The organism is Ancylobacter sp. GW821-FHT10E12 (assembly GCF_058809335.1).
On sequence record NZ_JBXASN010000008.1, the window covers coordinates 184,654 to 205,632 of the forward strand.

Genomic DNA, 20,979 nt, shown 5'->3' on the forward strand with positions numbered 1-20,979 from the left:
CTAGCTGGCCTGCTTCCTGAGCAGCGCGGCGGCGAGGCCGAGCAGCACGGGAACCGCGATAAGCAGCGGCACGAATGCGCCCCACAGCTCGCTGAAGCCGAGCGCCTTGGAGAAGGTGCCGCGCGCGATCGTCATGAAATGGGAGGCGGGGTAGACCTGTCCGATCAGCGCCCCGGCGCCCTGCAGCGAGGAGACCGGATCGGTCATGCCCGAATACTGGACGGCGGGGATGAGGGTGGCCAGCGCGGTGCCGAAGATCGCCGCGATCTGGCTGCTGATGAAGGTCGATATGACCAGCCCGATCCCCGTCGCGCAGGCGACATAGAGCAGCCCGGCGGTGGTAAGCGCCAGCAGGCTGCCGGTGAACGGCACCTGGAACGCGAAGATGGCGAAGGCCGTCAGCATCGCGAAGTTCAGCATGGCCAGCGCGATATAGGGCAGCTGCTTGCCGAGCAGGAATTCCAGCCGCGTCACCGGCGTGACGTAGAAATTGATGATCGAGCCGAGCTCCTTCTCGCGCACCACGCTCAGTGCCGCCAGCATGGCCGGGATCATCATCAGCAGCAGCGGCATCACTGCCGGCACCATGGCGATCAGGCTCTGCACATCCGGGTTGTAGCGGTAGCGGATGGCGAGCTGGAAATCGCCGACCGTGGCGGCATCGCCATAGAGCTCGCGCGCCTTTCGCGTCAGCCAGCCGGCATGCATGCCCTGCACATAGCCGCGCACGGTTTCGGCGCGGGCCGGCATGGCGCCGTCCACCCAGGCGCCGACCTCGACGGGGCGGCCGCGCGCGATGTCCCGCGCGAAGCCGGGTGGGATCTCGATGGCAAGGCTGATCTCGCCATTGCGCATGCGCCGGTCGAGATCGGCATAGTCGGTGATCGGCGCCTTCTCGGTGAAATAGCGCGAGCCGGAAATCTCCAGCGCATAGTCGCGGCTCACCGTGGTGTCGTCGCGGTCCAGCACGGCGAAGGAGAGGTTCTCGACATCGAGATTGATGCCGTAGCCGATGACGAACATCAAAAGCACGCTGCCGAGAATGGCGAGCGTGGCGCGGATCGGGTCGCGCCGCAGTTCCAGCGTTTCGCGCTGGGTGTAGGCGAACATGCGGCGCGGACTGAAAGAGCGCTTCGGCGGCGTATGGCGCGCGGCCTCGATCCTCGCGGCCGGCGCGGCCTCGGGTCTCGCCGCAGCGGCCGGCGCGTTGCCGGCGATGGCGTCCTCGAGATAGGCGACGAACGCCTCTTCCAGCGAGGCCGCCCTGCGCTTGGCGACGATGGCCGCCGGCGTGTCGCTGATCAGCACGCGCCCGGCATGCATCAGCGAGATGCGGTCGCACAGCTCCGCCTCGTTCATGAAATGGGTGGAGACGAAGATCGTCACATTGTCCTTGCGCGAAAGGTCCGACAGGATCTGCCAGAAGCTGTCGCGCGCGATCGGGTCGACACCAGAGGTCGGCTCGTCGAGGATCAATATGTCCGGCGCGTGGATCATCGCCACTGCGAGCGACAGGCGCTGGCGCACGCCGAGCGGCAGCGCGTCCGGCAGGGCATCCATGATGCCGGCGAGCTCGAAGCGCGCGGCCATCTCGTCGATCCGCGCCGGAATGGCGTCCGCCTTCATGCTGAACAACCGGGCGTGCAGATCGAGATTCTGCCGCACCGTGAGCTCGGAATAGAGCGAGAAGGCCTGGCTCATATAGCCGACGCGGCGGCGCACATCCATGTCGTTGGGGTCGACCTCGCGGCCGAACAGCCGGGCCTTGCCCTCGCTGGCCGGCAGCAGGCCGGTCAACATCTTCATCGTCGTGGTCTTGCCGCAGCCATTCGAGCCGAGGAAGCCGAAGATCTCGCCGCGCCCGATGCGGAAGCTCACATCGTCGACGGCGGTGAAATCGCCGAACCGCATGGTGAGATGCTCGGCCTCTATGGCGATCTCGCCCTCGCCGCCACTCGGCCGGGGTGGGATGACGACATCGCGGTGCCGGTTGCGCTGCGCTTCGGGCAGCAAGGCGATGAAGGCGGCGTCCAGCGTCGATGCGCCGGTCTGCGCGAGCAACTCGGCCGGCGTGCCGGTGGAGAGCACCTTGCCGGCGTCCATCGCCACCAGCCAGTCGAAGCGCGCGGCCTCCTCCATATAGGCGGTGGCGACGATGACGCTCATGCCGGGGCGGTTGGTGCGGATCTCGTCGATCAGGTCCCAGAACTGCCGCCGCGACAGCGGGTCGACGCCGGTGGTCGGCTCGTCGAGGATCAGCAGGTCGGGATCGTGGATCAGCGCGCAGCACAGGCCGAGCTTCTGCTTCATGCCGCCCGACAGCTTGCCCGCCGGCCGGCCCGCGAACGAGGCGAGGCCGGTGCTCTCCAGCAGCCCGGCGATGCGTTGCTCGCGTTCCTGTCGGTTGTGGCCGAACAGGCGGCCGAAGAAATCGACATTCTCGAACACCGACAGCGTCGGATAGAGGTTCTTGCCGAGTCCCTGCGGCATGTAGGCGATGCGCGGGCAGCTCCGCCGCCGGTGGTCGACGTCGGCTATGTCGCCGCCCAGCACCTCGACGCGGCCCTGCTGCACCACGCGCGCGCCGGACACCAGCGCCAGCAGGCTCGATTTGCCGACCCCATCCGGCCCGATGAGCCCGACCATGCACCCAGCCGAAATATCGAGGCTGATATCGTCGAGCGCGCGGGTCTTGCCATAGGACAGCCCGACGCCGTGAAGACGAACGACCGGCGCCACCGGCTGGTCGCTCATTGCACCAGCGTTCCCGAGAGACTGGCGGGCCATTCGGCCTTCGGATCCAGCTTGACATAGGCGACGCCCGGCAGGCCGGTCTTCACCTGCTGGATATATTTGCGCAGCAGTTCCGGCGCGATCTGCGCCTTCACCCGGAACATCAGTTTCTGGCGTTCCTCCGCCGTCTCGACGGTTTTCGGCGTGAACTGCGCGACATCCGCCACATAGGTGGCCCTGGCGGGGATGACATATTGCGGGGCGGCGTCGAGCACGAGCCGCACATCGGTGCCGATGGCGACGCGGCCGGCCTGTTCGGTCGGCAGGAAGAACGCCATGTGGACATTGCTCAGATCGACCAGGTTGAGCACGCGCCCGCCGGCCGAGAGCACCTCGCCCGGCTGCGCGACGCGGTACTGCACCCGCCCGTCGCGCGGCGACTTGAGTGTGCTGTCATTGATATCGGCAACGATGGCATCGATGGCCGCACGCGCGGCATCGACGGCCGCGCCGGCATCGATCACCTGGGCCTTCGCGGCACCGATGGCTGCCTCCGAGGCCGCAAGCTGGGCCTGCGCCGCGCCGACGGCCGCCTTGGCGCCCTGCATGCTGGCACGATCATCATCCAGCACCTGCTGGGAGGTGGCGCTGGTCTTCACCAGTTGCTCGGAACGCGCGAGCCGGCGCTCGGCCGCATCGAGTTCGGCCTCGCGTTGCCCGATAACGGCAACGGCGGCGGTCCGCTCGGCTTCGCGCTGGGTGACGAGGCTGCTGGCCGTGTCGACGCCGATGATGGCGCGCTGCAGCTGCGCCTCGGCCTGGCGGTGCTGGGCCTCCAGCTGTTCCTTGTCCATACGGGCGAGGACCTGCCCTGCGGTGACGAAATCCCCCTCGTCGACGAGGATTTCCGCGATGCGCCCCGCCGTCTTGGTCGCGATGTCGATCTCGACCGCCTCGATGCGCCCGTTACCGCTGGCGATGCCGTCGGGCAGCCTGCTGTTGCCAAAGGCCTGCCACGCATAATAGCCCCCGCCGGCAAGGATCAGCACCAGCGCGGCGACCAGCCAGCGCTTCCGGGATGCGGTCATAGAGCTGCCTTCTCACTTGCTGTTCCGGCCCGATATCCGTGTCCGGTCAGTTGCGGGATGCAGAACCCTAGCAGTTTCCCTTCGAGCAAGCCTGACACAAGTCAATAATGCTGACCGTATCGGACAGCACGCGGAGCCTCTCAGTGGTGCCAGGCACCTATCGCCTCGTGCCGACCGCGGGCAGGGGACGACGTGCTCTCCAGGGGCACCATCGGTTACGAGGGTTCCTGTCCGAATGTATCTTTCATGGCGCGCAGGATGACGACGGCGGAAGCCGCGCCGGGATCGACGTGCCCCAAGGAGCGCTCGCCAAGGCGCGCCGCCCGGCCGCGGGCGGCGACCATGCATCGGGTCGCGTCTGCGCCGATTTCCGCAGCTTCCAGAATCGCGCTCCACATCTCCCGGCTCCCGGCAGCGCGCGCACGGGCGCTGGCTGCGGCTTCCGCGGCGGGAATCCAGGCGTCCAGCATGGTCTTGTCGCCAAGTTGCCCCTTGCCGCGCTCCTTGATGCCACGTGTCATCGCCTCGACGATGATTGCCTGGCCGGCGGGCGAGAGGCTCTCGTCCGGCTTCAGGGCCTCGGCCGCCTTGCGGAAAGCCGTCGCATAGAGCGGCCCGGTGGACGCGCCGACCGCATCGAGAAAGGCCGACGCCGCCGTCACGAAGATCTCCGATGGCAGCGTGCGGTCGAGGTCGAGCCTCGCCAGCTCGGCGTTCACCGCGGAAAAGCCGAGCGACATGGTTATGCCGTGGTCCGCATCGCCTATGGCACCGTCCAGATCGGAGAGGTGATCCTTTTCGGCGTTGATCGCGGAGGATATCCGATGAAACATCGTGCTGAGCTGCTGCGCCGCACTCTCCGACATCTTGCTTCTCCCAATCCAGATGCGACGCTGTCCAGGCCCGCCGCAGAATATTCTTGTGTTTTCAGGAGATCTTGAGAAAAGCCGTATCGCAGGGGTGATGCAGCAATTCCGTCAACTCGTCGTCGAGGTGAAGGATCGTGATGGAGGCTCCCGCCATGTCGAGCGACGTGCAGTAATTGCCGACCCAGCTCGCCTCGATGACGATGTTCTTCGCCCGCAGCCGCTGCTCCGCGCGCCGGAAGAGAATGTAGAGTTCCATCAGCGGCGTCGCCCCGAAGGAGTTGACCAGAACCGCCACGCGGCTGCCCGGCTCTGGCTTCATCTCCGTGAAGATGCGGTCCATGACCTGGTCGACAATCTCGTCTGCGGTCGCCATCTTCGCGCGGATGACGCCCGGTTCACCGTGGATGCCCATGCCGATCTCGATATCGTCGGGCCCGATCTCAAAATTGTGACGGCGGGTCTGCGGGAGTGAGCATGGCTCCAATGCCACCCCGATGGTGAAGGTCCGCGCGTTGGCCCTGTTCGTCACGGTCTCGCAGGCATCGAGGGAGAGCCCCCGGTCGCAGGCGGCCCCGGCGATCTTGAAGATGAAGAAATTGCCGGCGACCCCGCGACGACCCTCCCTGTCCTCCAGGGGCGAGGAAGCGATGTCGTCGGTCGTGAGCACGGTGCGCACGTCGATCCGACCCTCGATCGCCATTTCGGCTGCCATCTCGAAGTTCATGACGTCACCCGCATAGTTGCCGTAGACGAAGAGCACCCCCCGGCCGCCGGAGGCCGCTTTCGCGCATGCGAGGATGGGAGCGGGCGGGGGCGAGGAGAAGATGTTGCCCACCGCGACCGCGTCCGCGAGCCCCTTGCCCACATAGCCGAGAAAGCAGGGCTCGTGCCCCGCGCCGCCGCCGATCACGAGGCCGACCTTGCCCTCCCGCGGCCCCTTGCGCGCGACGAGCGCGCGACGGGAACCCCCGATGGGCGTGAGATAGGCAGCATGCGCCTTGATCGCCCCTTCGAGCATCTCCTCGACCACATCGTCAGGATTGTTGAGGAATTTCTTGATGTGGGAGCGGAGTTGGCCGGGTGGCGCCGCCTCGTTGTCGCCCTTCGGGCGGGAGGAAAGCTTCTGGCCGATCTCCACGACGCCATCCGCGTTCAGGATGCCGCGCCCCGTCGCGGCGTCGGTGATGAGGACATTGACGTAGCCGCCGCGCAGGGCCGCGAGGATCGCCGGCACCTTGTCGAACCCGCCGGCCACGGCGATCCTGAGGCCGATCTTCTTCAGCATGTCGAGCGATATGCCGATGGTCCGATCGTCCAGCGGCCCGCTGACCGGCCGCCCGTGCCCATCGATGAAGCGGCCGGCGACCACGCCTACGGCATCCCTGGCAAGATATTGCTGGAGTGAGACGGATTCGAAGAAGCCGCTGGTGTGGATGGTCGAGTTCGGGCGTAGCGAGGAAATGCCGAGCAGCGCCTTGTTCGCCGCGGCAAGGATGTGGAACTGGTCCTCGATCAGTGGTTCGCGCAAGAACATGTCGCGAACTTCCGCATTGGTGACGATGGCAGGCGCGGTGATGTTGACGAGCCGCCCGTTGACCGCATCGGCGACGGCGGCCGCGCAGTGCTCCGGCGTATAGGCGAAGGTCGCACGCGTGCCGCCCGTTGCCTGCACCACGGTCACGTCCTGGAGGCCCGGCACCTTGGCCTGTTCGCCGACGGCGAGCACTGTCCGCCCCCAGGCAACGGCCAGGGTGTCGCCGGACTTCAGGAGCTTGGCGAGAGCCTGCGCACTGGCCGATCCCAGCCGGTCGATGAGCGGCCGTGCATTGTCGTCGCTGGGCACGACGAGGCAGTCGATCAGCCCGAAGTGCCGCTTCAGATCCTGAGCGATGGTGAGTGAGCTGAGCCGGGACGGCTCGAGGGAGATATTGACGATGCCCCGCTCGCGGGCGTCGGCCAGATAGCTGTTCACCGTCGCCCGCGAGATGCCCATGATGTCCGCGATGTCGCCCTGGGTCAGGCCATCCTCGTAGTAGAGCCAGCAGGCCCACACATAGGGATCGTCCCCGTAGCGAAGCGGGATGGGGTCGGGGGTCGCGTCGGCCCCGGCGCGCGCCGTTCCATTCTTCCGCACAGGGGAGGTCTTGACTGCCATTCTGGGAACTTCCGCGAATCCGATACCCGTCCAAGGATGGGCGCCGGCGGGAGAATTCTCAATCTCCGCGCGACCGTTCCCGCACCGAGCCTCCAGGTGAGGAATTGGCCGAAGGTTCGTGTCCGGAGGAACCGATGAACGCGTTCCGTTGCTCATGCAGGGGACTGCAGCTTTTCCTTAGCTCCCAGGGCCAGAGTCTTCAGGATCAGCGCGCAGGACGTGGCGCCAGCGTCGAGGACACCGAGGGAGCGCTCGCCCAGCCGGCTGGCGCGGCCGATCTTCGCCACGAGATCCTTCGTGCTGTCCCGACCCTTTTCCGCGGCAACGATGAGGTCGTCCAGGGCTTCGGCGAAGGCCTTCCCGGAGGCATCCGCATCATTGAACGCCGTTACGGCCGGCACCAGCGCATCGAGCAGCGTCTTGTCGCCCACCTTGGCGGAGCCGATAGCCTGAATGCCCCCGAGGCCGTTGCCCAGCATGGCCAGGAACGTCTTGGCGTCGATTGACGGAGTCCTCTCGATGGTCTCGGCGAACTCGGTGAACATGACGCCGTAGAGCGGTCCCATCGACCCGCCAATCTCCGTCATCAGCACCGTACCCAGAGTGTCGAAGGCTGCCGCGAGCGACATCTCGTTCCCCTTGATCCTCTCGGCGGCGAGGCCGAAGCCCTTGGCCATGTTGACCCCGTGGTCGCCGTCGCCGATCTTGCCGTCGATTTCGCTCAGATAGGCGCGATTGGCGATGATCTGGTCCGCGAGGGACAGGACGATGTCGCCCGAGGACGCGTTGCAGAACTGTTCCATATGCGTGTCTCCTAGAGCATCGCCGGGCAGCGGACCTCGACGTCCAGGAGCCTCTTCAGCTCGGCGTCGAGGGCCATGACCGTGAGCGTGGCACCAACCATTTCGAGAGAAGTGAAGTAGTTTCCGATATAGGTCTTGTAGATCGTCAGCCCGCGTGCCGTGATTTCCGACGAGATGGTGTCGTTGAGGATGTAGAGTTCGTTGACGGGCGTCGCGCCAAGGCCGGATATGAGGATCGCCACCTCGGTTCCCGGCGCGAGACCATGGTCGTCGAGGACGATCCCGGCCATGTCGCGGGCCACCTCCGCCGCCGTCTTCAGCGGCTCGACGCGCACTCCCGGCTCCCCATGATGGCCGATGCCCATCTCCATGGTGCCCGGCTCGATCGCGAAATTGGGATGTCCGACCGCCGGTAGCGTGCAGGGGCCGAGGCCGACGCCGACGGAGCGGCAATTGTCGATGGCGCGCTGCGCCACCGCCTGTACCTCATCGAGGGTCGCGCCCTCCCGGGCCTTGGCGCCGGCGCACTTCCACATGAAAATCTCGCCGGCGACGCCGCGGCGCTTCTCCCGCTCCTGCGGCCCGGCCGAGCACACGTCGTCATTGGCGACCACGGTGGCGATGGTGAGGCCTTCCTTGGCGGCGAGCTTGATCGCCATCTTCACGTTCATGTTGTCGCCGGCATAGTTGCCATAGAGGCAGACGACGCCCTTGCCGCCGTCGGCCTCCCGCGCGGCATCGAGGAAGCTCTTGGCCGTCGGCGAGGAGAAGAGTTCGCCCACCGCCACAGCATCCAGCATGTTGCGCCCGGTATAGCCGATGAAGGCCGGCTCGTGGCCGGAGCCGCCGCCGGTGATCACGCCCACCTTGCCGGGGACCGGCGCGTGACGGGCCGCGATCACCCGGGGATTGTCGGCAAGCCGGACGATATCCGCATGGGCCTTCACGAAGCCCTTGACCGTATCTTCGGCCACTTCGTCGGGATTGTTGATGAACCGCCGCATGGTAACTCCTGTGCTCCGCCCGTCAGACGATGGTGTAGCCGCCGTCGACCAGCAGGTCGGCGCCGTTGATCATGTCGGCGGCGTTCGAGGCCAGGAACACAGCCGCGGCCGCGATTTCCTCGGGAAGGGCGAAGCGGCCAGTCGGAATGCGCTGCTTCAACGCTTCCCCCTTCGGGCCATCCCAGGCCTTCTTGCCGAGTTCGGTCAGGACCACCGTGGGGGAAATGGTGTTGACGGTGATGCCGTGCTTGCCCCACTCGGCCGCCAGCGTCTTCGACAGGCCGATGACGCCGAACTTGGAGGCGCAATAGGCCGCGTGCTGGTCGATGGCGACGGTGCCGGCCTGGGAGGCGAGGTTGATGATCTTGCCGCCCCTGCCTGCCTTGATCAGGGCCCGTCCGGCGGCCTGCGAGACGAGGAAGGTGCCCTTCAGATTGATGTCGATGGTCTTCGTCCAGGCATCGAGGCTGAGCTCCTCGGCGGGCGCCAGCACGACAATGCCGGCACTGTTCACCACGATGTCCAGGTGGCCATAGGCGCCGAGCGCCGCGGCAAAGCTTGCTTCCACCGACCGGGGATCGGAGACGTCGCAAGCGAAGGCACGGGCGCCGTCCCCCAGGGTGTCGGCCTTGGTCCTCGCAATCGTTTCGTTGAGGTCGAGAACGCCCACCGAGGCGCCCTTCGCCGCGAATGCGGATGCAATCGCGCTGCCGATGCCGGACGCGCCGCCGGTCACGAGCGCGACCTTGCCGCTCAGGGAGAAGTTCAGGTCGATCTGATTTGGGTCCGTCATGGTTCTCTTCTCGACATGTCGGGGGAACGGAGCGGCACCGATCGTACCGCTCCACCGCCAGATCACTTGCGATTGGCAAGAAGCCGGTCGACATTGTCGGCCGTCACGGGGGTCCAGGGGACGTTGTAGTTCTTGTCCTCACCGCCGTTCCACGGCATGTCCTTGTACGTCACCCAGATGTCGGACTGCGGCTTGTAGTTTCCCTTCCTCGCATGGAAGATGGCGAGGTCGAGTGCCCCTTGGGCCTGGGCTCGCCCGTCTTGCAGGATGGACATCATCTCGCCCCTCTTCACGGCCTGGAGGGCGTCGGTGACGCCGTCGATGCCGCCGATCGCGAAACTCTTCACGTCGAGCCCGGCGGCCTTGATCGCCTCGATGGCACCGAGCGCCATCTCGTCGTTCTGGCCGATCACGCCGTTGATCTTGCCCGGATGCGCCGTGAGCCAGTTTTCCATGAGCTTCTGGGCCTCGGCGCGCGACCAGTTCGCCGTCTGATCCTCGATCACCTTGACATCGGGGCATTCCGCGAGGGCCTTCTTGTTCCCCTGAAGCCGCGAAATCTGCGCCGATTGCCCGACCGGACCCTCGATCACCACGACGTTGCCCTTGCACCCGATCTTGTCCAGAACGGCCTTGGCTTCCAGATAGCCGGAAATGGTGTCGTCAGACCCGACATAGGCGGTGAGCTGGTCCGAATTGACGCGCGTATTGGAGCCGATCACCGGGACATGGGCGTTGACCGCCAGCTCCACTGCGGCCGCGCCGGCATCAACGTCGATGGGGGCGAAGATGATCGCGTCGTATTTCTGAGTGATCATCGTCTTGAATTGATCTTGCTGGACCAGTGCGTCGTAACGCCCGTCGAAGATCGTCAGTTTTACTTCGCCACTCTTGACCGCCGGATGTTCCTGAAGCGCCGAGGCCCAAATCTGCATGAACTCCGCATTGAGCCCATAAGGCGCGGCACCGATCCTGACGGTCTGCTGGGCCGCGCAGGGCGTGGCGAGCAGCGCTGTCGCGGAAGCGATCGCCAATATCAACTTTCTCATGTCGTTTCCTCCTCCAAAATTGGTTTTGGTTTGGCGGCTTTTATTCCCGGCGCCCGCGGATCCGCCGTCACCGCGTCGCGTCGGTTTCTCAGGCGCGCCTCCGATCGAGCATCACGGCCCCGACGATCAGGGCGCCTTTGAGAACCTGCTGGTAGTAGGATTGGATACCCATCAGATCGAGGCCGTTGTTCATCACCCCGATGATCAGCGCGCCGATCAGCGTTCCCGTCACCCGGCCGACACCGCCGGAAAGGCTGGTTCCGCCGATGACGACCGCGGCGATGGCGTCGAGCTCGTAGGCGACGCCGGCCTGCGGCAGCGCGGAGCCCGTGCGGGCGCTCAGCAGCATGCCCGAAAGACCCGCGAGAGCGCCGGAAACCACGTAGACGGCGAACTGGATGCGGGCGGTGCCGATGCCCGATGTCCGCGCCGCATGGGGATTGCCGCCGACCGCGTAGATGTAGCGGCCGAACCGGGTCCTGCTGAGCACCCACCAGGAGATCGCGAACACCACCGCGAGGATCACCACCGGCGCCGGGATGCCCAGCACATCCCCGGTCCCGATCCAGCGGAAATCCGGCGTCAGCGCGGGAACCGGCCGGCCGCCGCCATAGATGAGGGTGAGACCGCGTGCCGCCGAGAGCATGCCAAGCGTTGCGACGAAGGCTGGAACCGAAAAGTGCGAGACGATGACGCCGGATATCGCGCCACAGCTCATCCCAACCAGGAGACCGACACCGATGCCGATCAAGGCGGGATAGGGAGCGCCGGGCAAGCCGGCGGTCGCTGAGGTGGTCACGAAGCTCGCACTCACGATCCCGGCGAGCGCCACCACGGAGCCCACCGACAGGTCGATGCCGCGGGTCAGGATGACGAAGGTCATGCCGATGGCGAGAACCCCGTTGATCGACGTCTGCAGCAAGATGTTCGAGATGTTGCTCGGTGTCAGAAAGAATTCATTCGACACCGCCAAGATCACCACCAGGGCAATCAGGGCGAGGACGATGCCGTATTCCTGAATGAGGATCCGGCGCCGTTCGGGGCTGAACCATCGCTTCATCTGATTGTTGCCGCCCGTGGACACGACACGCTCCTCCATTGTCAGTCCGGCACCGCGCGCTTTTTCAGGCTGCAAGGTGGACGAGTGATTGGGCATCCATTTCCTCCCGGCTGTAGATTCCGGTGCTTCGACCGGCGCGCATCACCATGATCCGGTCGGACATGCCGAGGACTTCGTCGATCTCCGAAGAGATCATGACGACCGTGCCGCCGGAGGCGGCGAACTCGCAGATGATGCGGTAGATCTCGCGCTTCGCGCCGACATCCACGCCGCGGGTCGGCTCGTCCAGCAGCAGGACCTTCGGGTTGCGAAGGAACCACTTGCCGAGAACCACTTTCTGCTGATTGCCACCCGAGAGACCCGAAACCAGCATCGTGTCGCGGGCCGCCTTGATCTGAAATCGCTCGCGAACCTGCCGGCTCGCTTCCGCCTCGCGGGCACGGTCCATGGCGAAGGCGGGGCTCATCTCGGGCAGGCTCGCCATACAGATGTTCGCCCGTACGGAATCGAAGAGGTTGAGGCCCGTGAGCTTGCGGTCTTCGGTGACAAGCGCGATCCCGTGCGCCATGGCGTCCGCCGGCTTCCCGGCGGTGACTTTCGTTCCGCCGACCGTGACGCTCCCCGCCGAGCGCCTGTCGATACCGAAGATGCAGTTGAAGATCTCGGTCCGTCCCGAACCCATGAGACCGTAGATGCCGAAGATTTCCCCCTTCCGCGCCGAGAATGAAACGTCCTCGATCTTGTTCGGACAGCTCAGTCCACCGACCTCAAGACCGATCTGCGACGTGGGGATATTGGTCTTGATGTATTCTTCAGCCAGCTCGCGGCCGACGATCATGCGGATCAGGCCCGGCCGATCGATATCCGCCAGGTCACCGCTTCCTACATAGGCGCCGTCCCGGAATACCGTGTAGGCATCGGCGATCTGGAAGATTTCCGACAGGCGATGCGAGACGTAGACGACGCCACGCCCTTGTGCCCTCAGACGTTCGATGGTGGCGAAGAGGTGCTGGGCCTCCTTTTCGCCGATGGCCGACGTCGGCTCATCCATGAAGATGACTTCCGCATCGTAGCTGAGCGCCTTGGCGATCTCCACGAGCTGCGTCTGCGCCACCGACAGGTTCATCATGTATTGGCCGGCGTGGATATCGAACGCGAGGTCGTCGAGGAGCTTCTGCGCAGCACGGTTCATGGCGCGGAAGTCGATCCCGCCGAAGCGCGTGGCAGGTTCGCGGCCGAGATACATGTTTTCGGCCACCGTCATGTGGGGAACGGGGCTAAGCTCCTGCTCGACGATAGCGATGCCCGCCGCCAGCGCATCCGCCGGCCTTGCAAAATCCACATCGAGACCGCGACGGCGGATTGAGCCCGCATCGCGCCTCAAGATGCCCATCAGGATTTTCAGAAAAGTGGACTTGCCTGCGCCGTTGCCGCCGCACAGCGCATGAACCGATCCGGCGCGGAGTTGGAACCGGCCGTCGCGCAAAGCCGCAACACCGGCAAAGGACTTCTTGAGTCCTTCCACATCCAGCAGAAGTTCCACCTTGGTCTCTCCCAATCTTATGTGCCGACCTCTCATGGGGGGCGGCTGCTGCGAGGATTCTATGTCCTCGTCTTCACATTCAACAATATTCGATCTTGATTTTACAAATGTCAATATCGAAGAATTGGGCGCCATGCGAAAAGTGATCGGCAAGATGATCCCAGGAAGCCGATGGCACCGAGGCAAGCGGAGCTGAGGTCCTTTCGAAGAACGAGCGAGAGAGCGAGGCCGCCGTCAAAGGCGTGGAGGACGCAGGCGAAACCTTCTGGCACGCCCCGCCGCGTGACCCCGTCCGGCTCCAGCGGAACGGAGGATCAGCCGAACGTCGGCTCGAACTCCCCCGTCTTGTATCGCTGCGCCATCTGCGCCAGGGAGATCGGCTTGATCCGCTCGGCCTTTCCGGCCGTGCCGAACTGCTCGAGCCGCTCCCGGCACAGCTTGGCCAGGGCGGCGCGCGCCGGCGCCAGGAACTTGCGCGGATCGAACTCGGCCGGATTCTCGTGAAGCACCTTGCGCACGGCGCCTGTCATGGCGAGGCGGCAATCCGTATCGATATTGATCTTCCGCACGCCGTGCCGGATGCCACGCTGAATCTCTTCGATGGGTACGCCCCAGGTCGGCCTGATCTCGCCGCCGTGGCGATTGATCGTTTCCTGAAGCTCCTCGGGCACCGAGGACGAGCCGTGCATGACAAGATGCGTGTTCGGCAGCTTGGCGTGGATTGCCTCGATCACATGCATGGCGAGGATCGCGCCGTCGGGTTTTCGGGAGAACTTGTAGGCGCCGTGGCTCGTGCCCATGGCTACCGCAAGCGCGTCCACTCCGGTATCGCGAACAAAACGGACCGCCTGGTCCGGATCGGTGAGGAGCTGGTCGTGGGCGATCTCGCCCTCGACCCCGTGTCCGTCCTCCTGCTCGCCGCCGCCGGTCTCCAGCGAGCCGAGCACGCCGATCTCCCCCTCCACGGAGACGCCGCCCCCATGGGCCACCTCTACCACCCGGCGGGTGATGCCGGCATTGTAGTCGTAGTCGGCGGGCGTCTTCCCGTCCTCCGTCAGCGATCCATCCATCATCACGGAGGTGAAGCCGTGCTGGATGGCCGTGATGCAGGTGGCTTCGTTGTTGCCGTGGTCGAGATGCATGCAGAGGGGAACGTCCGGATGGATCTCCACCAGGGCGTCGACCAGCTTCGCGAGCATGATGTCGTTGGCGTAGCTGCGGGCGCCTCGGCTCGCCTGAAGAATCACCGGCGCGCGCAGCTCTGCCGCCGCCTCCACGATCGCGAGGCCCTGCTCCATATTGCTCATGTTGAAGGCCGGCACGCCGTAGCCGTGTTCCGCGGCGTGGTCGAGCAGCTGCCTCAGTGTGATGCGACCCATCTTGGGTTCTCCTGTTCGATGTCGGACCAGATCAACCGGCAGAGTGCCCGCCGGGACGCCGCTCGCCGGCATATCGGCCGAAGGTTGCGACCTCCTCGCGCGCGCCGAAGACGAGCGGGGTCCGCTGGTGCAGCGTGGCGGCGGGAATCTCCAGGATCCGGACGGAGCCATCCGTCGCGGCACCGCCCGCCTGCTCCACCAGGAAGGCGATGGGCCAGGCCTCGTAGACGAGCCGCAGCCGGCCCTTCTCGTATCCAGCGCGACTGTCGGCAGCATAGAAGAACAACCCGCCCCGGCGCATGATGCGGTGGAGCTCGCCTACCGCAGCCCCGAGCCAGCGGGTGTTGAAGTCGCGCCCGCGCACGCCCGAGCGGCCCGCATAGCAATCCTCCACATAGGACCGGATGCCCGGCGCCCAGTGCCGATGATTGGACGGATTGAAGGCGAGCTCCGTCGTGGCCGGCGCGATGACGGCCTTCGACCCGTAAACGAAGAAACGTCCGGCCTGCGGATCGAGCGTGGCGAGGATCACGCCATCTCCGAGCGAGAGGCCGAGATCCACGGTATGCCCGTAGGAGACGTAGCCGGCGGCGATCTGGGCGGAGCCGGCGATAGCAAGGTCCGCCTCTGCCGGAAAAACCGAGAAGAGCGAGCCGAGGGGCGCGCCGATGCCGATATTTCCCGAGCCGTCCACCGGGTCCATGGCTACCGAGACGAGGCCGCCGATGCTGCCAAACACCGCCTCGTCCGCCTCCTCGGACACGATCGCGGCGACGCCTGCGGCCCGAAGGCCCGCGACGAAGAGGTGGTGGCCCCCGACATCTATCGCTTTCTGACGATCGCCATCGGCATTGTCGCCCACGAGCCGTCCCGGCTCCCCGGGCAGCTCGCCCTGCGCCAGCCGCCGCGCCAGCGCGACGGAAGCCGCCAGGATGGCCTCGATAGCCAGGGCGGCGGCGCGCTGGAGCTCGCCCTGCTCCGCCCAGTTCGCAAGCAGGGTATCCACGGGCGTCGCGTGGTCGGGCGCCGTGTCTCCTGGCAGGATGAGAGGTGCCGGCATCATGTCCGCCCCATCCGCGCCAGCGCCCGGTCGGCGACCGCTTGGGCGGTGATGCCGTATTCCTTGTACAGCCGCTCGGCGGGGGCGGACGCGCCGAAGCCGGTCATGCCGATCACATCGTCCTCGCTGTCCACATAGCGCGTCCAGCCGAACTTCCCGGCGGCCTCGACCGCGATGCGCGGCGCATCGCCCAGCACGGCGCGCCGGTAGTCCGGCGCCTGCTCCTGGAACAGTTCCCAGGACGGCATGGAGACCACCGCCGCCGCAACGCCCTTCTGTTCCAGCAGAAGCGCCGCCTCGACCGCGAGGCTGACCTCCGTCCCCGTGGCCAGGAGCGTGACGTCGCGGGCGCCCTCGGCGCCGGCGATCACATAAGCGCCGCGCATGGAGAGGTTCTCGCCCGTGGCTTCCCGGCGGAGCTGGGGGACGTTTTGGCGGGAGAGCGCCATCACCGAGGGCCTGTGCCGCATCCTGAGCGCGGCCTCCCAGCATTCCAGCGTCTCGACGGCATCGCCGGGTCGGAACACGTTCAGATTGGGGATGGCGCGCAGGCTCGCCAGATGCTCCACCGGCTGATGGGTCGGGCCATCCTCGCCGAGTCCGATGGAATCATGGGTGAACACGTAGATGACGCGCAGGCCCATCAGGGCGGAAAGCCGGATCGCATTGCGCGCATAGTCCGAGAAGACGAGGAACGTCCCGCCATAGGGAATGAGGCCGCCATGCAGCGCCATCCCGTTCATCGCCGCCGCCATGGCGAATTCGCGCACGCCGTAGCTCACATAACGGCCGGAAGGCGCGGCTCCGAAATCGCCGCCGTTCGCGGCGACCCGCGTGAGGTTGCTATGGGTCAAGTCGGCGGAGCCGCCCACCATCTCGCCGACCGACGCGACCAGGGCCTCAAGGGCGATCTGGCTCGCCTTTCGGGTGGCCACTGCCTGGGGTTGCCGGAACAGTGCCTGTCGCGCTCCGTCCATGGCGGTGTCGAAGCTTTCCGGCAGATGCCCACCGAGCGCGCGCTCGAATTCGGCGCGCTCCGACTCCGGCCGGGCGGCAAGGCGTGCTGCCCAGGCTTCGCGGGCCTCCGCGCCCCGGCACCCAATCCGGCGCCAGGCCGCGAGGAGTTTCTCGGGTATCTCGAACGGAGCGGCGGTCCAGCCAAGCGCCTGCTTGGTCGCGGCGGCTTCGGCGGCGCCGAGGGGCGCGCCATGGGCGGAATTCTTTCCGGCCTTGGAGGGCGAGCCGTAGCCGATGACCGTCTTCAGAGCGATCAGCGTCGGGCGGTCGGCATCGGCGGTGGCCTTCGAGAGGGCGGCGTCGATGGCATCGGGGTCATGCCCGTCCACGGCGATGACGCGCCATCCACAGGCCTCAAAGCGCATCCTCGTATTATCGCTGAAGGAGAGCCCAGTGGAGCCGTCGATGGTGATGGCGTTGTCGTCATAGAGCACCACCAGCTTACCGAGTCCGAGGTGTCCGGCAAGGGAGACCGCCTCCTGGCCGACCCCCTCCATGAGGCAGCCGTCGCCGCAGAAGACGTAGGTCCGGTGATCCACCGCATCGGCGCCGAAGCGTTCCGCCAGGATGCGCTCGGCGATGGCCATGCCCACCGCGTTGGCGAGCCCCTGGCCGAGCGGGCCGGTGGTGGTCTCGATGCCGGAGGCATGCCCGTACTCGGGATGTCCCGCGGTTCGCGCGCCCCATTGGCGGAACGCCTTTAGCTCCTCCACCGTCATGTCGGCATAGCCGCACAGATGAAGCAGGCTGTAGAGCAGCATGGAGCCGTGCCCGTTGGAGAGCACGAAGCGGTCACGGTCCGGCCAGGATGGGTGGGAGGCATCGAACTTCAGATGCCGCGCGAACAGCACCGCCGCCGCGTCCGCCATGCCCAGAGGCATGCCGGGATGACCCGAGTTCGCGGCCTCGACCGCATCGATCGAGAGAGCCCGGATACAGTTGGCGAGTTCTGCGATTTTAACATCCGACATGTTATTTTTAACCTCCCTGGCGGTTCGAGACGCCCGGGACCCTAGCCTCCCATGAAAAACATCACAAGTTAAAATAACAAAATATCACTTTTGATGTTGAAATGTTCGATAATCGTGTTATTTTTTGGTGTGAGGAAGCGCATGAAACAAGACGTGAGGCGGCAGGCGATCATGGACCGGTTGATGACCACGGGGTCGGTCACCAGCGATGCTCTGGCGCTGGAGCTGCAGGTCTCGAAGATGACCATCCATCGCGATCTGGAGGACCTCGAGCAGGCCGGAATGCTGCGTCGCGTGCGTGGCGGCGCCACGGTCGAGGCGAGCGCCAATTTCGAGAGCGACTTCCGCTATCGGCAGACGCTTGCCGCCGACGAGAAGGCCCGCATCGCGGCATTCGCCGCCAAGCAGGTGGAGCCCGGCCAGACCCTCATCATCGACGACGGCTCCACCGCCGGCGGGATCGCCCGCCATCTCGGGGATCTGCGTCCGCTGACGATCATGACCAACAATCTCACTGTGCTGCAGACGACGGCCGGCTCGCCGGGCTTGACGCTTATCGCGCTGGGTGGGCAGTACAGCAAGAAGTTCAACGGCTTCTTCGGCTTGTTGACGGAGGATTCCCTGCGGGGGCTCCGGGCGGATGTGGCCTTTATCTCGTCCTCGGCGATCTCCGGGGTGTCGGCCTACCACCAAGAGCATGAGGTGGTGCAGACCAAGAGGCTGATGATCGCCGCCGCAACCCGACGCTATCTTCTTGTGGACCATGGAAAGTTCGGCCGCACAGCGCTCTATTTCCTGGCCGAGCTGAAGCTCTTCGACGCGGTGATCACCGGAGAAATGCCGCCGCCTCACATTGCGGACGAACTGGCAGCGGCGGGCGCGTCGCTCCTCGTCGCCGGAAGCTGAGGAGCCTGCCATGCTCTGGATCGGCTCCGGCTGGAAGATGAACAAGACGCTGGGCGAAGCGCTCGCCTTTGCGCATGCCCTGCGCAGCTTTGTCCCTCAGCTCGACGGGCGCATTAAGCCGTTCGTCATCCCGCCTTTCACGGCGGTGCGCGAGGTCAAGGCGGCGTTGGCGGACACCCGCGTGGCGGCCGGCGCGCAGAACATGCATTGGGACGATTCCGGGCCCTGGACCGGCGAGATCTCGCCGGCCATGCTGACCGATTGCGGCCTCGATCTCGTCGAACTGGGCCACAGCGAGCGCCGCCGCTGTTTCAGCGAGACCGACGTGACCGTCGGGCTGAAGACCGAAGCCGCGGTGCGCCATGGCCTGACGCCGCTGATCTGCATCGGCGAAAGCGCGGACGAGCGTGCGGCCGGGCAGGCCGAGGCCGTGCTGGCCACCCAGGTGCGCGGTGCATTGGAGAGGATCTCTCCGGAGCAGCGCGGCAAGCCCATCCTGTTCGCCTACGAACCGATCTGGGCGATCGGAGACGGGGGCGTTCCCGCAACTCCCGCTTATGCGGATGAGCGCCAGGCGGCCATCAAGGCCGAAGCGGCCACGATGCTCGGCCGATCTCCCCCTGTGCTCTACGGCGGCAGCGTGGACAGGGACAACGCCGCCGAGCTGGTGCGCCAGCCACACGTGGACGGCCTTCTCATCGGGCGCTCCGCCTGGTCGGCCGAGGGCTACATCGAAATCCTGAAGCGGGTCCAGGCCACACTTTAGGCAACACGAACAAAGGACAAGACCAATGAGGATTGCCATCGGCGCGGACAGCGCGGGACAGCCATTGCTGGACATCATCGCCGACCATCTGACCGCCAAGAGCGGAATCGAGGTCTCGAATCTCAGTCAGCCCGGTCTTTATGCAGACCTGGCGCGCGATCTCTCCAACACGATTCTCGCCGGCGAGAACGACCGCGGCATCCTGGTGTGCGGCACTGGGATCGGCATGTGCATCTCGGCGAACAAGGTGCCCGGCATCCGCGCCGCCCTTACCCACGATACTTATTCGGCGGAACGGGCGGCGAAGTCGAACAACGCCCAGATCATCACCATGGGCGCCCGTGTGATCGGACCGGAACTCGCCAAGGCCATCGTCGATATGTGGCTTGCTTCCCACTTCGATCCCAACGGCACATCCGCCGGCAACGTTCGCGCCATTGATCGGCTCGATGCGGAAAAGCGCGCCTAGGGATAGGAACGGCGCGGCAGGCGCCGGCGCGTCCGACGAGCCGGCCTCCGCGCTCGGCCCGGAGATGGTGAAGGAAGTGCTCGACACCATGCTGGCCTCGCGGCCGAGGGCATGACCATGATCTGCGTCATGCATGAGATGGGTTTCGCGCGTGACGTCGCCGACCGCGTCGTCTTCATGGACAGGGCTCGATCGTCGAGCAGAATACGCCGGGCAGGTCCTTCCAGGCTCCGAAAAGCGACCGCGCGCGCGAGTTTCTGCGGCAGGTCATTCATTGATCATGGGGGCAGGACTTTCCTTCGAGGACAACGTGTTGTGTTGATCGCGCAGGGCATCGGTCGAGCGGCGGACCACATCGGATATCTGCATAAGTTGTTTCGCCAGCGGGTTCGTCTTGCGCCAGACCATTCCAATGGTCCGTGACGGTTCGGGATCTCTGAAACGCACGACAGAGACGGACGCCGAGCGGGTCTCTACTGCCACGGCCATTTCCGGGATCAGGGTGACGCCGATGCCCGCATCGACCATCTGCACCAGCGTCGACAGGGAACTGGCATCGAGAAAATCGCGCGATGGCGTGGCGCGCATGTCGACATTGCAGAACGACAAGGCCTGGTCGCGAAAGCAGTGCCCCTCTTCCAGGAGAAGCAGCCGCATTTCGCGCAGCGCTTCGGGGCCGGGTACCGGCTTTCCCCCATCATGACTCGGACGAACCAGCACAAAGCTTTCCGTCAGCAGGGTGATTTCGGTGAATGCGGGTTCGGAAACCGGCAGGGCGACGATTGCCGCATCAAGGCGCCCTTCTTCGAGCTCCTGAATGAGCCTTGGCGTCTGCGTCTCGCGCACGTGAATGTCGAGGCTCTTGTAGAGGCGGCTCAGATTGCCGAGCAGCGTCGGCAGTAGATAGGGCGCGACGGTCGGGATCACGCCGATGCGCAGCCGGCCCACCAGCCTATCCTGTGAGGACCGTGCCAGGTCTTCCAACTCGTCGATCGAACGCAGAATGCCGCGAATGCGCAGGGCGAATTCTTCCCCAAAACCGGTGAGGCGGACCTGACGCGAACTGCGCTCAAACAGCTCGATACCGACCTCAGCCTCCAACTCTTTGATCTGCATCGACAAAGCTGGCTGGGAGATGCCGCATGCCTCGGCCGCGCGCCGGAAATGTCCATGCCGCGCCAAAGCCTCGAAGTAGCGGAACTGCTTGAGTGTCAGATTTTTCATAAGCCAAACTTATCGCTCCAATCAATAAATCGGAATTAATCCAATGAAAGAAACTTGATATGAGGCTTGTCAGTGACGATCAGGAGTAGC

General features: G+C 65.5%; 17 protein-coding genes and 1 pseudogene. 4 read left to right on the forward strand and 14 right to left on the reverse strand.

Annotation, left to right across the window (positions count from 1 at the left end):
• From rbbA to tkt, 13 genes are all read right to left on the reverse strand, one after another.
• Positions 1–2,754, reverse strand: a complete 2,754-nt coding sequence (rbbA, locus tag AC1RU4_RS13075) for a ribosome-associated ATPase/putative transporter RbbA (protein WP_492891522.1) — start codon at positions 2,752–2,754, stop codon at positions 1–3.
• Complete coding sequence (locus AC1RU4_RS13080; protein ID WP_492891523.1) at positions 2,751–3,821, reverse strand: HlyD family secretion protein; 1,071 nt, start codon at positions 3,819–3,821, stop codon at positions 2,751–2,753. The genes rbbA and AC1RU4_RS13080 overlap by 4 nt, the downstream gene beginning before the upstream one ends.
• Positions 3,822–4,036: 215 nt before the next feature.
• Positions 4,037–4,687, reverse strand: a complete 651-nt coding sequence (gene dhaL, locus AC1RU4_RS13085) for a dihydroxyacetone kinase subunit DhaL (protein ID WP_492891524.1) — start codon at positions 4,685–4,687, stop codon at positions 4,037–4,039.
• Between the two features lie 61 nt (positions 4,688–4,748).
• Positions 4,749–6,845: a bifunctional sugar-binding transcriptional regulator/dihydroxyacetone kinase subunit DhaK gene (locus AC1RU4_RS13090; RefSeq protein WP_492891610.1), complete on the reverse strand. Its 2,097-nt coding sequence runs from the start codon at positions 6,843–6,845 to the stop codon at positions 4,749–4,751.
• 152 nt (positions 6,846–6,997) lie between these two features.
• A complete protein-coding gene (gene dhaL / locus AC1RU4_RS13095; RefSeq protein WP_492891525.1) occupies positions 6,998–7,648 on the reverse strand; it encodes a dihydroxyacetone kinase subunit DhaL in 651 nt (216 codons plus the stop codon).
• An 11-nt stretch (positions 7,649–7,659) separates the two neighbouring features.
• On the reverse strand, positions 7,660–8,652 hold the full coding sequence (locus AC1RU4_RS13100; protein WP_492891526.1) for a dihydroxyacetone kinase subunit DhaK: 993 nt from the start codon (positions 8,650–8,652) through the stop codon (positions 7,660–7,662).
• A 22-nt stretch (positions 8,653–8,674) separates the two neighbouring features.
• Positions 8,675–9,445: an SDR family oxidoreductase gene (locus AC1RU4_RS13105; protein ID WP_492891527.1), complete on the reverse strand. Its 771-nt coding sequence runs from the start codon at positions 9,443–9,445 to the stop codon at positions 8,675–8,677.
• 62 nt (positions 9,446–9,507) lie between these two features.
• Entirely contained in the window at positions 9,508–10,494 is a 987-nt protein-coding gene (locus tag AC1RU4_RS13110) for a substrate-binding domain-containing protein (RefSeq protein WP_492891528.1), read from the reverse strand.
• An 88-nt stretch (positions 10,495–10,582) separates the two neighbouring features.
• On the reverse strand, positions 10,583–11,593 hold the full coding sequence (locus AC1RU4_RS13115; protein ID WP_492891611.1) for an ABC transporter permease: 1,011 nt from the start codon (positions 11,591–11,593) through the stop codon (positions 10,583–10,585).
• Between the two features lie 25 nt (positions 11,594–11,618).
• The gene (locus tag AC1RU4_RS13120; protein ID WP_492891529.1) at positions 11,619–13,097 is read right to left on the reverse strand and encodes a sugar ABC transporter ATP-binding protein; all 1,479 of its coding nucleotides are present in this window, start codon (positions 13,095–13,097) and stop codon (positions 11,619–11,621) included.
• A 314-nt stretch (positions 13,098–13,411) separates the two neighbouring features.
• Positions 13,412–14,476: a class II fructose-bisphosphate aldolase gene (fba, locus tag AC1RU4_RS13125; protein WP_492891530.1), complete on the reverse strand. Its 1,065-nt coding sequence runs from the start codon at positions 14,474–14,476 to the stop codon at positions 13,412–13,414.
• 31 nt (positions 14,477–14,507) lie between these two features.
• Positions 14,508–15,536, reverse strand: coding sequence for a class 1 fructose-bisphosphatase (locus AC1RU4_RS13130; protein ID WP_492891612.1), 1,029 nt, complete (start codon positions 15,534–15,536; stop codon positions 14,508–14,510).
• Positions 15,536–17,524 (reverse strand): transketolase, encoded by a 1,989-nt coding sequence (gene tkt, locus AC1RU4_RS13135; RefSeq protein ID WP_492891531.1) that lies wholly within the window; start codon positions 17,522–17,524, stop codon positions 15,536–15,538. Before tkt ends, AC1RU4_RS13130 begins: the two co-directional genes overlap by 1 nt.
• 141 nt (positions 17,525–17,665) lie before the next feature.
• Here tkt and AC1RU4_RS13140 point away from each other — a divergent pair, with 141 nt between their 5' ends.
• The 4 genes and pseudogenes from AC1RU4_RS13140 to glnQ form a co-directional block, all read left to right on the forward strand.
• Positions 17,666–18,430, forward strand: coding sequence for a DeoR/GlpR family DNA-binding transcription regulator (locus AC1RU4_RS13140; RefSeq protein ID WP_492891532.1), 765 nt, complete (start codon positions 17,666–17,668; stop codon positions 18,428–18,430).
• Between the two features lie 10 nt (positions 18,431–18,440).
• A complete protein-coding gene (locus tag AC1RU4_RS13145; protein WP_492891533.1) occupies positions 18,441–19,196 on the forward strand; it encodes a triose-phosphate isomerase in 756 nt (251 codons plus the stop codon).
• A 25-nt stretch (positions 19,197–19,221) separates the two neighbouring features.
• Positions 19,222–19,665 carry a D-erythrulose-4-phosphate isomerase gene (gene derI, locus AC1RU4_RS13150; protein ID WP_492891534.1) on the forward strand — a complete coding sequence of 148 codons (444 nt, stop codon included), beginning with the start codon at positions 19,222–19,224 and terminating at the stop codon, positions 19,663–19,665.
• Between the two features lie 34 nt (positions 19,666–19,699).
• A pseudogene (gene glnQ, locus AC1RU4_RS13155) lies at positions 19,700–19,943 on the forward strand (glutamine ABC transporter ATP-binding protein GlnQ); the annotation flags it as partial.
• On the opposite strand, the gene AC1RU4_RS13160 reads toward glnQ, so the two are convergent.
• Positions 19,933–20,889 carry a LysR substrate-binding domain-containing protein gene (locus tag AC1RU4_RS13160; RefSeq protein WP_492891535.1) on the reverse strand — a complete coding sequence of 319 codons (957 nt, stop codon included), beginning with the start codon at positions 20,887–20,889 and terminating at the stop codon, positions 19,933–19,935. The pseudogene glnQ and the gene AC1RU4_RS13160 sit on opposite strands and share 11 nt — an antisense overlap.
• Between the last annotated feature and the right edge of the window lie 90 nt (positions 20,890–20,979).